The organism is Pseudoxanthomonas mexicana, assembly GCF_046736355.1.
GTDB classification, from domain to species: domain Bacteria; phylum Pseudomonadota; class Gammaproteobacteria; order Xanthomonadales; family Xanthomonadaceae; genus Pseudoxanthomonas_A; species Pseudoxanthomonas_A mexicana_B.
Map to the genome: position 1 here is coordinate 410,556 of NZ_CP157201.1, position 14,836 is coordinate 425,391.

Annotated in this window: 9 protein-coding genes; 5 read left to right on the forward strand and 4 right to left on the reverse strand. The window is 68.5% G+C overall.

What is annotated here, in order from left to right:
- Positions 1 to 85: 85 nt before the first annotated feature.
- The 4 genes from AAG688_RS01765 to glk all read right to left on the reverse strand — a co-directional run bounded on the left by AAG688_RS01765 (position 86) and on the right by glk (position 8,352).
- Positions 86 to 2,947, reverse strand: coding sequence for a TonB-dependent receptor (locus AAG688_RS01765; RefSeq protein WP_411833657.1), 2,862 nt, complete (start codon positions 2,945 to 2,947; stop codon positions 86 to 88).
- A gap of 126 nt (positions 2,948 to 3,073) precedes the next feature.
- Positions 3,074 to 4,072 (reverse strand): glucokinase family protein, encoded by a 999-nt coding sequence (locus tag AAG688_RS01770; protein ID WP_411834909.1) that lies wholly within the window; start codon positions 4,070 to 4,072, stop codon positions 3,074 to 3,076.
- Positions 4,073 to 4,530: 458 nt separating this feature from the next.
- Entirely contained in the window at positions 4,531 to 7,203 is a 2,673-nt protein-coding gene (locus AAG688_RS01775; RefSeq protein WP_411833658.1) for a TonB-dependent receptor, read from the reverse strand.
- 147 nt (positions 7,204 to 7,350) lie between these two features.
- Positions 7,351 to 8,352: a glucokinase gene (gene glk, locus AAG688_RS01780; protein ID WP_411833659.1), complete on the reverse strand. Its 1,002-nt coding sequence runs from the start codon at positions 8,350 to 8,352 to the stop codon at positions 7,351 to 7,353.
- 403 nt (positions 8,353 to 8,755) lie between these two features.
- On the opposite strand from glk, the gene AAG688_RS01785 reads away from it, so the two are divergent.
- The 5 genes from AAG688_RS01785 to AAG688_RS01805 all read left to right on the forward strand — a co-directional run bounded on the left by AAG688_RS01785 (position 8,756) and on the right by AAG688_RS01805 (position 14,577).
- The gene (locus AAG688_RS01785) at positions 8,756 to 10,033 is read left to right on the forward strand and encodes a sugar MFS transporter (protein ID WP_411833660.1); all 1,278 of its coding nucleotides are present in this window, start codon (positions 8,756 to 8,758) and stop codon (positions 10,031 to 10,033) included.
- A 42-nt stretch (positions 10,034 to 10,075) separates the two neighbouring features.
- Positions 10,076 to 11,122: a LacI family DNA-binding transcriptional regulator gene (locus AAG688_RS01790; RefSeq protein ID WP_411834910.1), complete on the forward strand. Its 1,047-nt coding sequence runs from the start codon at positions 10,076 to 10,078 to the stop codon at positions 11,120 to 11,122.
- Positions 11,123 to 11,131: 9 nt separating this feature from the next.
- A complete protein-coding gene (locus AAG688_RS01795) occupies positions 11,132 to 12,193 on the forward strand; it encodes an SIS domain-containing protein (RefSeq protein WP_411833661.1) in 1,062 nt (353 codons plus the stop codon).
- Positions 12,190 to 13,329 carry an N-acetylglucosamine-6-phosphate deacetylase gene (gene nagA / locus AAG688_RS01800; protein WP_411833662.1) on the forward strand — a complete coding sequence of 380 codons (1,140 nt, stop codon included), beginning with the start codon at positions 12,190 to 12,192 and terminating at the stop codon, positions 13,327 to 13,329. The genes AAG688_RS01795 and nagA overlap by 4 nt, the downstream gene beginning before the upstream one ends.
- Before the next feature lie 165 nt (positions 13,330 to 13,494).
- Positions 13,495 to 14,577: an acyltransferase family protein gene (locus AAG688_RS01805; protein WP_411833663.1), complete on the forward strand. Its 1,083-nt coding sequence runs from the start codon at positions 13,495 to 13,497 to the stop codon at positions 14,575 to 14,577.
- Positions 14,578 to 14,836 lie beyond the last annotated feature (259 nt).

Consider the following 14,836-nt stretch of genomic DNA (forward strand, 5'->3'; position numbering starts at 1 on the left):
CCCGCCGGCGCGGTTGACGAAACAAAAGCGGGCCAGGACAAGTCCAGGCCCGCCAGGGAACATCACGACACGGGGTTCCTGCCCATCAGAACTGGAAGCGCAGCGAGGCCATGATGCGGCGTCCGGTACGGTAGGCGCCACGGACCAGCTTTTCGGTGTTCGCCACGCCCGGGACCTCGGCGTAGGAACGGTACTCGCTGTCCAGCAGGTTCATGCCGTCGATGCCGATGTTGAAGCGATCGTTGATCTTGAAGCTGAGGCTGGCGTCGAGCGAGTCGTAGTCGTCGGTGACCAGGTAATTGCCGCGATCCACCTGGGTGTAGTACTTCGAGCGCCAGGAGTAGGTCACGCGCGCGCTCCAGCGGTCGTTCTCGAAGAACGGGCTGACGTTGACCTGGCCCTTGGAGTTGAACGGCAGGTGGTTGCCGTTGAAGGCCTTGGCATCGGAATAGGTGTAGTTGGCCAGCAGGCCCAGGCCATTGCCGAAATGGGTCTGGTAGGCCGCCGAGAATCCCTTCGCCTTGGCGCTGCCGGCGTTGTTCGGGCGTGCCATGTCGTACTCGGTGTCGCGGTTCTGGCCCTGGTTGAAATGCGTTTCCTTGCGCGTGGTGACCAGGATGTAGTTGTCCACGTCCTTGTAGAACAGGGTGCCGGCCAGGATCGAGTTCTCGTTGAAATACCATTCCGCGGAGAAGTCGAAGTTGGTGGACTCGTACGGATTCAGATCCGGATTGCCGCCGCCGCCGGTCAGGGTCTGGTCGCCCAGCCACAGGTAGCTGGACATGTCGCCGTAATTCGGGCGGGCGATGACCTTCGCGGCCGAACCGCGCAGCACCACGCTGTCGGTCAGGTCGTACACGACGTTCAGGTTGGGAAGGACGTTGTTGTACTGCTTCTTGACGCTGACCTGCTCGTAGGCGTTGGCGGGGCACTGGCTGGCGTTGATGCTGCAGGCCCAGCCGACGCTGTCGGATTCGGTGCGCACCAGGCGCACGCCGACGTTGCCGCGCAGGCGATCCCAGCTGTAGTCGGCCTGGGCGTAGGCGGCGGTCACGTCCTCGGTGACGGTCCAGGTATTGGAGGCGTAGACGGCGTCGTTGAAGATGCTCGGCGTCGGCATGGTCTGCCACGGGGCCAGCCAGTCGCCGCTGAGGATGTAGTCGTACAGCGCCCAGCCGTCGATGGTGAAGCGGTTCTTCAGATCGCCCACGTCGCCGAAGCCGCTGAGGTAGTTGCCCGGCAGGGCGCGCGGATTGAACATGTCGGCGGTGGCGTCGCCATAGCCCTTGATCGAGGCCAGCGAGATGCCCGCGTAGGTCTGCCCGGTCTCGTGTTCGCGGCGCTTGACGCCGAAGCGGATCTGGTAGACCGGCGAATCCAGCTTGATGCCGAAGTCGGCCTGCGCGTACTTCTCCTCGTCGCGGGTGGGCTTGGTCTGGATGTTGCCGCCCCAGCCCGCGCCCCAGTTTTCCGCGCTGGGCGGGTTGGTGTGCCAGCCGCCGGCCGGGCCGCCGCCGTCCATGCGATAGGCCGACGGATCGGTGAACGGGCTGCCGGTGTGCGAAGGCGTCATGTGGTAGGCGACATCGGCGAAGGGAGCGTCCTGGTATCCGGAGAAGGTCAGCCTGGGGATGGAGCCGCTGATGTCGTAGCTGTAGCTGGCCTTGTTGAGGAACGAGCCGTAGACCTGGCGCCCGGTGCCGCCACCGGCCTTGGAGCTGCCGACATGGCCCGAGGCGAACCAGCGCTCGTCGTTCCACTTGGCCTTCAGGTCGTAGGACTCGGTATCCACCGTGGCCTGGCGGTTGATCAGGTCGAAGGTGGTCAGCGCGTTGCGGAACGAGGCCTGGGTGATCACGCCGCCATCGACGGTCAGATCGGTCAGGCCGCCCAGCGCGTTCCAGGTGTTGCCGTTGAAGGCGAACATCGACTGCGACATGTTGTCGAAGCTGGCTTTCACGTCCAGCGCGTTGAACTCGATGTCCAGCTTGTCGTGCGGCCTGAACTGCAGCGCCAGCGACAGGGTGTCGCGCTCGCGGGTCTGCTGGAAGTAGTGCGCGCTGACCGAATTGGGGGCGACGGCGTTGGGGTTGGCTAGCAGCGTGGTCGCGCAGGCGCCGACGCAGCTCGGCGGCATCGTGGTCGGCGGATCGGTGGACCAGTCGGTGGTGGTGGAGGTGACCGAGTTGGGTGCGCCATTGCCGGTGATGTAGGCGTTGCCGGTGACCGTGCCGTAGGACTCGACGCCGTCGCGGCGGATGCTTTCCTCCGAGCGCTGCGCCGAGACGATCAGGCCGAAGTTGTCGGCCTTGTTCTTCCAGCCGATCATGGCCGAGAGGGTCGGCTCGCCGTCCTTGATGCGATCGTTGTGCAGGTAGCTGACCGAACCGGAAATGGTGGTGCCGTCCAGGTCCAGCGGCTTGCGGGTGGAGATCATCACGGTGCCGCCGATCGAACCCTCGTCGATATGGGCCTCGGGCGACTTGTAGACCTCGATCTTGCTGACGATCTGCGGAGCCAGCAGCGAATAGTTGAAGGTACGGCCGGGCTGGTCGGTGATGAACCAGTCGGCGGAGGCCACGGTCTGGCCGTTGAGCACGGTGCGGTTGAGCGCCGGGTCGGTGCCGAGGATGGAGACCTTCTCGCCCTGGCCAAAGGCCTTGTCGATGGTCACGCCGGGGATCACGGTGATCGCCTCGGCGACGTTGGTGGCCGGGAACTTGCCGACGTCCTCGGCGGTGATGACGTCGACGATGGCGTCGGAGTTGCGCTTGCTCTCCAGCGCCTGCTGCAGGCTGGCGCGGATGCCGACCACGACCACGCGATCGAGTTCGGAGGCTTCCTGCGCGGGCTGATCCTGCGCCGCGTCCTGCTGGGCCTGGGCCTGGGCCGCGAACCCCAGGCAGGTCACGATGGCGGCGGATAGAACGGACTTGCGGTACGTCATGATGTCTCTCCCCTCACTTGATGGATTGTCGGTTCGGGAGCAGCGCACCCGCGACCGTGCCTTTGCCAACGGCGGTCCCGCGCCGGCGGTCCCGCCACACCCCTTGCGCCTGATCCCGGCGCTGTCTCATTGCCCTTGCCGTTGGTCGAGGTACCAGCTGGCGGCGCCGATGACGCCGAGTTGCCCGTGCTCGACTAGCTTCACGGGAATGCGTTGCAGCGCCTCGCGCATGGGCCCCTTGTTGAGGAAGCGCTGCACGAAGCTGCTGGAGATGAGGAACTGGCGTATCTGCGGCAGGAAGCCGCCGGCCAGGTAGACGCCGCCCTGCACGCCGTAGAGCAGGGCCATGTCGCCGACCGCCGAGCCGAGCAGGCCGCAGAAGACCTCCAGGCACTCGCGCGCGAGCGGGTCGTCGCCGGCCAGCGCGGCGGCGGTGATGGCGCCGGGCGCGTCCAGCCGGCACGGCGCGCCGCGCACGGCGCACAGGGCCTGGTAGAGGTTGAGCAGGCCCGGCCCCGACAGCGCGTGTTCGAGGGAAACGTGCGGGCGGCCGCGCATCATCTGCGCCAGCAACTGCATTTCCAGCGGCGTGCCCGCGGCCAGCGCCGCCTGTCCCGCCTCGGTGGGCAGGACCATCGGGCGGGCCGCGTCGGGCACCCACAGGGCCGCGCCCAGGCCGGTGCCCGGCCCCAGGATCAGGATCGGGCCGGCCGGCGCGCGCGCGGGGCCGGTGAGCTGCACCACTTGGCTGGCGTCGATGTGGGCGGCGGCGTGGGCCACGGCCTGGAAGTCGTTGACCAGCCGGAAATCATCGAAGCCGAGCCGCTCGCGGATCCGCGCCGGCGAAAGCGGCCAGGGCAGGTTGGCGGTGATGACGCTGCCGTCGTCCAGCGCGTAGCCGGCGCTGGCGATGACGCCGTGGCGGGGCGCCGGCCCGGCCGGCAGCTGGCGCAGGAAATCCTCGAGGATGTCGGCCAGCCCGGCGAACTCGGCGCAGGCGTACTTGCGGTAGTGCTCCACCTGCAGCGACGGCTGCGCCGCGCGCAGCAGCCCCACGCGCACGTGGGTGCCGCCGACGTCGGCGGCGATGAAGGTGGAATCCGGTGCTTCCAGGCCCCCCGGCATCGCGTTGGCTATGGCGACCACACGTCTCCCCACATGAGTCCCGCTGGCGGATGCGCCTGTTCGGCGCGGCTGCAGGCGAGTGTGGTAGAGGTGTGACAACGATGTCAAGCGGGTTAGGAAATTATTTTCATAGACCTCTTCAAGTCCTAAAAGTCAAAACCCTATGTTTTTATTGGGTTATTTCGTAGGGGCTTCGTCTCGGAAGAGGGTTTCAGGAAAAAATTGAAGCCTGAAGCTTCCATCGCGTCTGCGTGGGTGTGGATTATTTTCATCCTGTTGTGGAGAAACGACCGCGCCAGCCACCCTACTGCGTGGACTGGGCCATTGGCCGGATGTTTCTTGCCGGAACAGGTACTTCGACGGCCGGCGGGCGTAGCGGATCAGTGGCCGGCGGTCCAAAAAAGACGGGTCCGGACCATGAGGTCCGGACCCGAAGGGAGAACACGGAAACTTGCCGCTCAGAACTTCAGGCGGACATTGAAGTAGTACTGGCGGCCGTTGCTGTAGAACGCGGTCGGGATGGTTGCGCTCTGGTAGTAGGTGATGCTCGGGTCGTTGAGGTTCAGCGCGTCCAGGGTGAAGCTCAGGTGGTCGTTGACCTTGTAGCTGAGCGCCGCCGACAAGGTGCCGAAGTCGTCCTGGTAGTACGGATTGGCGCCGGACAGGCCGATCAGGAAGGACGAACGGTGGGTATAGCTGACCCGTGCGCCGAAGCTCTCGTTCTCGAAGTAGGCGCCCACGTTGTAGGTGTTCTTCGAGGTGCCGAGCAGGTCGTTGCTGCCGTTGGCCCAGGTGTGGGCGGTGCTGCCGTCGGCATAGGTGTAGTTGGCGTTGATGCCGAAGTTCTCGCCGATCGGCTGCTCGTAGACCAGTTCCACGCCGGTGACCTTGCCGTTGGAGTTGATCGGCACCGACACCAGGTATTCCTCGAGCTGGTTGGTCAGCTCGCTGAACAGCATCTGCCTCTGGGTGCCGAAGGCGACGTAATCCTTCAGGTTCATCGAGTAGGCGCCGATGGACAGCAGGCCGCGCGGCACGAAGTACCACTCGAGGTTGGCGTCGAAGTTGGTCGAGACCACCGGATTGAGGTTCGGGTTGCCGCCGCCGCCGGTCCTGTTCAGATCCGAACCCCAGGACGAGGCGCCCAGCGCGGAGAAGTCCGGCAGGGTCTGGGTCTGGGAAGCGGCGAAGCGGAACACCAGGTCGTCGGACAGGTTGAACTTGAGGTTCGCGCTGGGCAGCACGCGGCTGTGCTGGTTGTTGGTGAAGACGCGGATCCACTGGCCGAACAGGCTCGACACGTCGGCATTGGCCGGGTCGGAGACCGCCTGGTACGAGTTGATGTCCTGGTCGATATCCACGTAGCGCAGGCCGACGTTGCCGCTCCAGCTCTCGCCGGTGAAGTTGGCCTGGACGTAGGCGGCGAAGTTCTTCTCCTCGACCTTCCACTCGCCGCCGTAGTTGTGGCGGCCGGTCGGGCCGTCATTGTCGGACAGCCAGGTCGAGTTGTTGATGATTGCGTCCTTCAGCGCGGCCGGGGTGAAGTACCACAGGTTGCGCGGGAAGTTGCCGCCGATGTTGCCGGCGAAGCCACTCGGGTACGAGGCGGTGGCGCCGTTCTGCAGCGCGGCCCAGATGTTGCCCGGGCTGGCGCCTTCCGGCGATTGGGCCTCACGGGTGTGGTCGGCGTAGCGGGCGCCGAAGTCGATCGAGGACAGCACGCCGCTGTTGAAGTACTGGGTGAAGTCAGCGGTGAACCAGTCCTCGTCGTCCTTGGCGGTCACCTGCTGGTTGCCCCAGGTGCCGAAGCTGGTGACACCGGCCGGGCTGATGTCGCCGCCCACGCTCCAGTCCAGCGGTGCGCTGTTGCCGTGGCTGGTCCAACTGGCGCCGCCGCCGCTGCCGACGGTCACCTCGGCGATGAACTGGCGCGGGGTCGAGCCTTCTCCGCTGGTGGTGCCGACCTGGAATCGGGAGGTCAGGTTGTCGTTGATCTGCCAGTCGGCGTCGAAGGTGGTGTAGCTGCTCTTGGCCGTGGCTTCGCGGTAGATCATGTCGTAGACGGCGTAATCCCTGCCGGCCACGCCCGTGTAGGTGGCCTGGGTCAGCACGCCGTCCTTGACCACGTAGCCGGCGTCGGGTGCCTGCGCACGGGCGAAGTTGCCGCCCCACAGCATGAAGTTGCGGTTGTAGTTGTTGGCGTCCATGTCCGAGCGGAAGCTGCTCAGGCCCAGGGTCAGGCTGTCGTTGGGCTTGAACTGCACGTCGATCAGGCCGCCCTTGCGCTCGCGGGTCTGTTCGAACAGGGTCGAACCGAGCAGGCCCGGCGCCCAGACGCCGACCAGGGCCGGATTGGTGGTCGCGGCCGCATCGGTGGCGCCAATCTGGAAGAAGCCGCCCGGGATCTCCTGCGCCTCGCGGCGCAGCTCGCGCTTCTGGCTGAACGCCTGCACCATCACGCCGAAGGTGCCGTCGTCGTTCCTGTAGTTGAACAAGCCTGCCAGCTGCGGATCGGTCGAGTCGGCCTGCTCGGCGTTGACCACGCCGATCGAGCCTTCGAGGGTGATCTTGTCCGGGAACTGCAGCGGCTTGCGGGTGATGATGTTGACGCTGCCGGTGGTGCCGCCGTCCGGCAGTTTGGCCTGCGAGGACTTGTGCACTTCCACCGAGCTGACCAGCTCGGACGGCAGCAGGGTGTAGCTGACGCTGCGGCCGACGTTGTTGCCCTGGCTGAGCACGAACCAGTCCGCCGAACCGACCGTGTGGCCGTTGATCAGGGTCTGGGTCAGGCTGGGGCTGGTGCCGCGCAGGCTGACGCGATCGGCCTCGTCGAAGCCGCCTTCGTCGGCGGAGGACGAACTGATGTTGACGCCGGGCAGGCGTTGCAGGGTGTCGGCCACGTTGTGGGCCGGCAGCTTGCCGACGTCCTCGGCGGTGACGACCTCGACGCGGGAATTGGCTTCGCGCTTGGTGTCCAGCGACTTCTCCATGCTGCCGCGGATGCCGGTGACGATCACCGTATCGAGCTCGGTGGCCTCCTGCGCCGGCGGGGCGTCCTGCGCCTGCGCGTGCGCGGTGAAGCCCAGGCACGTGACGATGGCGGCGGATAGAACGGACTTGCGGTAATTCATGATGTCTCTCCCATCACTATTGAGTTGCGGTTCGGGGAGCAGACGCACCCGCGACCGTGCCTTTACCTGATTGACCTGCCTTTGCTGCCTGGCCCCGCCGGTGGACTGGCCGGACCGTGTTGCCTGCGCCTTGTCCCGGCGCCTGTTTCACTCCTCCCGCGACTGGTCGAGGTACCAGCTGGCGGCGCCGATGACGCCGAGTTGCCCGTGCTCGACCAGCTTCACGGGAATGCGTTGCAGCGCCTCGCGCATGGGCCCCTTGTTGAGGAAGCGCTGCACGAAGCTGCTGGAGATGAGGAACTGGCGTATCTGCGGCAGGATGCCGCCGGCCAGGTAGATGCCGCCCTGCACGCCGTAGACCAGGGCCAGGTCGCCGACGGTGCTGCCGAGCAGGCCGCAGAAGACCTCCAGGCACTCGCGCGCGAGCGGGTCGTCGCCGGCCAGCGCGGCGGCGGTGATGTCGCCGGGTGTGGCCAGGACGGGCCGGCTGCGCCGCAGCGCACACAGGGCCTGGTAGAGGTTCATCAGCCCGGGGCCGGACAGCGCGTGCTCGATCGCCACGTGCGGGCGCGATTGCAGCATGTACGCCAGCAGCTGCATCTCCAGCGCGTTGCCGGCGGTCAGCGCGGCCTGGCCGGCCTCGGTCGGCAGCACCACCGCGCGCCCGGGCGCGGGGATCCACACCGCCGCGCCCAGCCCGGTGCCGGGGCCGAGGATCAGGATCGGCCCGGGTGGGGCCTGCTCGGGGCCGATGATCTGCAGGACCTGGCTGGCGTCGACGTGGGCGGCGGCATGGGCCACGGCCTCGAAGTCGTTGACCAGGCGCAGGTCGTCGAAGCCCAGGCGTTGGCGGATCTCGTGCGGCGACAGCCGCCAGGGCAGGTTGGCGGTGATGACGGTGCCGTCGGCCAGCGGGTAGCCGGCGCTGGCGATGACGCCGTGGCGCACGTCCAGGCCCGGCAGGCCGGACAGGAAGTCCTGCAGGATGTCGGCCAGGCCGGCGTAGCGGGCGCAGGCGTACTTGCGGTAGTGCTCCACCTTCGGCGGTTGCGCGGCGCCGGCATGCAGCAGGCCCACCCGCACATGGGTGCCGCCGACGTCGGCGGCGATGAAGGCCTGGCCGGTTCCCGTCACGGCAGGCGCCGGCATGGTGTTGGCGATTGCGACCACACGTTCCCCTGCATGTCCCGCTCCGGGCCGGCCCGCTGCCGCTCCCTCTGGTGGGGCTGGAGTGTGTTGGCGTCTTGACAACGATGTCAATGCCCTGTCATGAAGTCGTCCACCAGCCCGGAAACGGAGGCCGGGCCGGTGTTTCAGGGAGATTTTCGGAGTAAAGGATTTTCAGGCCTGCCAAGCTTCGGCCGGCCCCGTCTGGGCAGGATAAGCGGGCCTTGGACAGGAAGTCCGGTAAACAAGGCGGGTCGTACCCGTGGAATCCCGCCTGTAGTCTGAAAAGAAATTTTGTGACAACGTTGTAATCGGCCAGACCGAAGCAGGGCGGCACCGCCTGCGGAAAGTCTCCGGACACACCAACCTGGGGGAATCCATCGACATGACCGCCGTACCGGCCACGCGTTATGCCAGTTCCATCGCCATCATCGGGCTGCTGTTCTTCATCCTGGGTTTCTTCACCTGGATCAACGGGCCGCTGATCACCTTCGTCAAGCTCGCCTTCGATCTGGACGAGGTGCAGGCGTTCCTGGTGGTGTTCGTCTTCTACCTTTCCTATTTCTTCTTCGCGCTGCCGGCTGCGTGGGTGCACAAGCGCACCGGCATGAAGAAGGGCCTGGCGCTGAGCCTGGCGGTGATGGCCGCGGGCGCGGCGCTGTTCGGCGAGCTGTCCACCCAGCGCTGGTACGCCGGCGCGCTGACCGGCCTGTTCGTGATCGGCGGCGGCATGGCGCTGCTGCAGACCGCGGTCAATCCCTACATCAGCATCCTCGGTCCGATCGAGAGCGCGGCGCGGCGCATCGCGCTGATGGGCATCTGCAACAAGGTCGCCGGCATCCTGGCGCCGATCGTGCTCGGTTCGCTGGTGCTGCACGGCATCGGCGACCTGTCGGCGCAGGTGGAGGCGGCCGACGCGGCGACCAAGGCCCAGTTGCTGGACGCCTTCGCCGCCAAGATCCACACGCCCTACCTGGTGATGGCCGGGGTGCTGCTGCTGGTGGCGGTGGCGATCCTGTTCTCGCCGCTGCCGGAAATCCGCGCCGCCGAGGCCAATGCCGAGGCCGCCGGCGACGCCGGCGCGGGCGCGCGCGACAGCGTGCTGCGCTTCCCGCACCTGTGGCTGGGCGTGCTGTGCCTGTTCCTCTACGTCGGCGTGGAAGTGCTGGCCGGCGACGCCATCGGCACCTACGGCAACGGCTTCGGCCTGCCGCTGGACCAGACCAAGCTGTTTACCTCGTACACGCTGACCGCGATGCTGGTCGGCTATCTCGCCGGCCTGGCGCTGATCCCGCGCTTCATCTCGCAGGAACGCTACCTGAGCGTCTCGGCCGTGCTGGGCGTGCTGTTCTCCATCGGCGCGCTGCTGACCACCGGCTACGTGTCGGTCGGCTTCATCGCCGCGCTGGGCTTCGCCAACGCGATGATGTGGCCGGCGATCTTCCCGCTGGCAATCAAGGGGCTGGGCCGCTTCACCGAGACCGGCTCGGCGCTGCTGGTGATGGGCATCGCCGGCGGCGCGATCCTGCCGCAGGCGTTCGCGGTGCTGAAGCAGCACTACGACTTCCAGTGGGTGTTCGCCGCGCTGGCGGTGCCGTCCTACCTCTACATCCTGTACTTCGCCAGCCGCGGCCATCGCGCCGGCAAGGCGCAGGGCGGCTGATTCGCGCATCATTGGCGCTTTCCCACGATGAGCCAGTTCCCCATGCGCAGACCGACCATCAAGGATGTCGCCGAGCGGGCCAAGGTGTCGCTGAAGACCGTCTCGCGCGTCATCAACAACGAGCCGTCGGTGATGCAGGGCACGCGCGCGCGCGTGCTGCACGCCATCGCCGAGCTGGACTACGAGCCGGACCAGTCCGCGCGCAACCTGCGCAGCGGCACGCCGTTCGTGATCGGGCTGGTCTACGACAACCCCAACCCGTACCACATCATCGGCGTGCAGAACGGCGTGCTGGCGGCGTGCAAGGAGACCGGCTTCGGCCTGCAGATCCATCCCTGCGACTCGACCTCGCCGCTGCTGGCCGAGGAGCTGGCCGAGTTCGTGCAGCGCTCGCGGCTGGCCGGGCTGGTGCTGACCGCGCCGATGTCCGAGCGCAAGGAACTGGTCGAGGCGCTGGCCGCGCGCGGGGTGCGGCTGGTGCGCATCATCGCCGCCACCGAGGATCCGGACGACGGCCTGCCCTGCGTCTACGTGGACGATCGCGACGCCGCCTACGAGATCACCGAGCACCTGATCCAGCTCGGCCACCAGCGTATCGGCTTCCTGTGGGGCGGGCTGGCGCACCGCTCCAGCACCGAGCGCTACGCCGGCTACGAGCAGGCGCTGAAGGACTACGGCATCACCGTGGACAAGCACCTGGTGGTGCCGGGCGACTACACCTTCGACGACGGCTTCCGCGGCGCGCGCCGGCTGCTGGCGCTGCGCGAGCCGCCGACGGCGATCTTCGGCTCCAACGACGAGATCGCCGCCGGCGTGCTGGCGGCGGCCAAGTCGGCCGGCATGAACGTGCCCTACGACCTGTCGATCGCCGGCTTCGAGGACAGCCCGTTCTCCAAGCAGAGCTGGCCGCCGCTGACCACCGCCAAGCAGGCCACCGAGGACATCGCCAAGCAGGCCGCGCGCCTGCTGATCGCCGGCCTGCGCCAGGACGCCTACGACGAACACCCCATGCCGCTGCACAACCAGGGCTTCGTGCCGCAACTGGTGGTGCGCGGCTCCACCGCGCCGGTCCGCCCGCGCACCGACTGACTGGACGAGATGACCGATACGCAAACGCCCCTGCCCGAAGCGACGCTGATGTTCCAGGAGGCGCAGCAGACCGCCGAGGTGGTCGCCGCGCAGTTCGCCCGCAACGAGGCGACGATCGCCGCGCTGGCCGCCGACCTGCGCCGCGATCCGCCGCCGTTCGTCGCCACCTGCGCGCGCGGCAGCTCCGATCACGCCGCCACCTACGCCAAGTACCTGTTCGAGACCCAGATCGGCGTGGTCACCGCCTCGGCCTCGCCATCGGTCGGCTCGGTCTACGAGGCCAGGCAGAGACTGGAGGGCGCGCTGTACCTGGTGATCTCGCAGTCCGGCAAGAGCCCGGATCTGCTGCGCAATGCCGAGGCCGCCGCGCAGGCCGGCGCGCGGGTGGTGGCGCTGGTCAACGTCGAGGATTCGCCGCTGGCGCGGCTGGCGCAGACCGTCATCCCGCTGCACGCCGGTCCCGAGCGCAGCGTCGCGGCGACCAAGAGCTACCTCGCCTCGCTGGCCGCGATCCTGCAACTGGGCGCGCACTGGAGCGGTTCGGTGGCGCTGCTGGAGGCGCTGCCCAAGCTGCCGGACGCACTGCGCGCGGCCTGGCGCGCCGACTGGTCGCCGCTGGTCGACGGCCTGGTCGATGCGCATAACCTGTTCGTGCTCGGCCGCGGCCTGGGCCTGGCGGCGGCTCAGGAGGCGGCGCTGAAGTTCAAGGAGACCTGCGGCCTGCACGCCGAGGCCTACAGCTCGGCCGAGGTCAAGCACGGGCCGATGGCGCTGGTCGGGCCGGGCTTCCCGGTGCTGTGCTTCGCCCAGCCCGACGAGACCGAGGCCGGCACGCTGGCGCTGGCCGGCGAGTTCCGCGCGCGCGGCGCGCAGGTGTGGGTGTCCTCGGTGCAGGCCGATCCTTGCGCCGGTCCCGGGCAGGCGCTGCCGCTGGCGGCCGCGCCGCATCCGGCCTGCGCGCCGCTGTTGACCATCCAGAGCTTCTACCGCGCGATCAACGCGCTGGCGCTGCGGCGAGGCCACAATCCCGACGTGCCGCCGCACCTCAACAAGGTCACCGAGACGGTATGAACGCCTTTACCCTGGTCAACGCGAAGGTCCTGACCGACGACGGCTTCCGCGACGATCTGGCGGTGCGCGTCGAGGATGGCCGCATCGCCGCGCTGATTGCCGCCGCGCAGGCCGCCGGCGAAACGGTGGACCTGGAAGGCGGCTGGCTGCTGCCGGGCTTCATCGACGTGCAGGTCAACGGCGGCGGCGGCGCGCTGTTCAACAACGCGCCGGACGTGGACGCGCTGCGCACGATGATGCGCGGGCACCGCCGCCACGGCACCACCGGCATGCTGCCCACGCTGATCAGCGACGACGCGGCGGTGATGGAGAAAGCCATCGCCGCGGTCCGCCGGGCCATCGCCGAGGGCGTGCCGGGCGTCCTCGGCATCCACCTGGAAGGCCCGTACATCGCGCCGGCGCGCAAGGGTACCCACGACGCCGGCAAGTTCCGCGTGCCGGACGCAGCCGAGATCGCGATGGCGACCGCGCTGGACAACGGCGTCACCCTGATCACGCTGGCGCCCGAATGCGTGCCGGCCGACACCATCCGGCGGATGGTCGCCAATGGCGCGATCGTCTGCGCCGGCCACACCGCCGGCAGCTACGAGCAGACCCGCGCCGGACTGGACGCCGGCATCACCGGCTTTACCCACCTCTACAACGCGATGACGCCGCTGCAGGGGCGCGAGCCCGGCGTGGTCGGCGCGGCGCTGGAGGATCCGCACAGCTGGTGCGGGGTGATCGTCGACGGCGTGCATGCGCACCCGGCCAGCCTGCGGGTGGCGCTGGCGGCCAAGCCGCGCGGCAAGGTGCTGCTGGTCACCGACGCGATGCCGATGGTCGGCTCGGACGATCCCTCGTTCACGCTGTATGGCGAGGTCATCACCGCCGTCGACGGCGTGGTGCGCAACGCCGCCGGCGCGCTGGCCGGCTCGGCGCTGGACATGGCCACCGCCGTGCGCAACACGGTGAACCTGCTGGGCCTGCCGTTGGAGGAGGCCGCGCGCATGGCCTCGACCTATCCGGCGGACTTCCTCGGGCTGGGCCACCGCCACGGCCGCATCGCGCCGGGCCATGCGGCCGACCTGGTCGCGCTGGACGCCGATCTGCGGGTCGTGGCGACCTGGATCGGCGGGCAGGGCGAGCGGCATTGAGACGGCCGGGCGCGATCCGGCCCGTGGAGCCGAGCTTGCTCGGCTGCTTTTGTCTGCCGGGCACGCGCAGCCGAGCAAGCTCGGCTCTACAGACATTCGTGGCTTGTCGCGGGATTGTCGAATGCCGGTGGGGGATGCGATGCGGACATTGAACGCGCCCCCGCCATGAGGCCGATCGCCGATCCACCGGCGCGCCTGGCCTCGGTCGACGCCCTGCGCGGCATCACCGTGGCGGCGATGCTGCTGGTCAACAATCCCGGCGACTGGGGCCACGTCTACGCGCCGCTGCTGCATGCGCCGTGGCACGGCTGCACGCCGACCGACCTGATCTTCCCGTTCTTCCTGTTCATCGTCGGCGTGTCGATCGCGCTGGCGGTGCTGCCGCGCGCCGAGGCCGGCGCGGCGCGCGGCGCGTTGCTGCGCGCGGTACTGGTGCGTGGCGCGAAGATCGCCGGCATCGGCCTGCTGCTGCACGCGCTGGCGTGGTGGTGGCTGGACCTGGCGCACTACCGGCCCTGGGGCGTGCTGCAACGGATCGGCCTGTGCTTCGCCGCGGCCGGCGCGCTGGCGCTGCATGCGCGGCCGCGCGCGCAGGCCGTGTTGATCGCGGTGTTGCTGCTCGGCTACGGGGCGCTGCTGGCGACCGGCGGCGGCTACGCGCCGTGGGACAACCTCGCCAGCCGCCTCGATACCGCATTGCTGGGGCCGCACCTGTACCAGTTCGATCCGTCGACCGGGCGCGGCCAGGATCCGGAAGGGTTGCTGGGCACGCTGCCGGCGCTGGCGACCACGCTGATCGGCGTGCGCGCCGGCGACTGGCTGCGCACGGGCCGGGCGCGGCGGCTGCTGCCGGCCGCGGCGCTGGCGCTGGCCGGCGGCGCGCTGTGGTCGCTGTGGATGCCGCTGAACAAGTCGCTGTGGACCTCGTCCTACGTGCTGTGGACGGCCGGCTGGGCGCTGCTGGCGCTGTGGCTGGCGCATGCGCTGATCGACCGCCGCCGCTGGCCGGCCTTGGGCCGGCGTTTCGGCGTCAACGCCATCGCCGCCTATGCCGGCTCGGCGGTGATGGTCTATGCGCTGGCTGGGCTGGGCTGGACGCAGCCGCTCTACCAGGCCGCCTTCGCCGGCTGGATGGCGCCGCGCTTCGGGCCGTACCTGCCTTCGCTGGCCTATGCGCTGGCGTTCGTCGCGCTGTGGTGGGCGATCGTGGGATGGCTGGATCGCCGCCGCTGCTACCTGAAGGTATGAACGGCCCGGGGCCGGCCGTCACGTTTTTTTCCGCTGCGCCGCGCTACAAACGCGGCTCTCCTCCCGAACCTGGGGTGTCCTCATGTCCAAGCCGCTGGTGATGCTCGCCGGACTGATGCTGGTGGCCTGCGAGGCGCCCGCGCAGATCGAGGCCACGCAACGCGCCGAGGCGCTGCCGCACCAGATCGTGCTGGCGTCCGCCGCATCGGCGCAGGAGCCGACGCAGGCCGCCACGATGGCGCAATCGGCGGAACCCGCC

Coding starts and splice junctions, on each gene's coding strand:
- AAG688_RS01765 (WP_411833657.1), bottom strand. CDS start 2,947: ATGACGTACCGCAAGTCCGTTCTATCCGCCGCCATCGTGACCTGCCTG.
- AAG688_RS01770 (WP_411834909.1), bottom strand. CDS start 4,072: ATGCCGGGGGGCCTGGAAGCACCGGATTCCACCTTCATCGCCGCCGAC.
- AAG688_RS01775 (WP_411833658.1), bottom strand. CDS start 7,203: ATGAATTACCGCAAGTCCGTTCTATCCGCCGCCATCGTCACGTGCCTG.
- glk (WP_411833659.1), bottom strand. CDS start 8,352: ATGCCGGCGCCTGCCGTGACGGGAACCGGCCAGGCCTTCATCGCCGCC.
- AAG688_RS01785 (WP_411833660.1), top strand. CDS start 8,756: ATGACCGCCGTACCGGCCACGCGTTATGCCAGTTCCATCGCCATCATC.
- AAG688_RS01790 (WP_411834910.1), top strand. CDS start 10,076: ATGCGCAGACCGACCATCAAGGATGTCGCCGAGCGGGCCAAGGTGTCG.
- AAG688_RS01795 (WP_411833661.1), top strand. CDS start 11,132: ATGACCGATACGCAAACGCCCCTGCCCGAAGCGACGCTGATGTTCCAG.
- nagA (WP_411833662.1), top strand. CDS start 12,190: ATGAACGCCTTTACCCTGGTCAACGCGAAGGTCCTGACCGACGACGGC.
- AAG688_RS01805 (WP_411833663.1), top strand. CDS start 13,495: ATGAGGCCGATCGCCGATCCACCGGCGCGCCTGGCCTCGGTCGACGCC.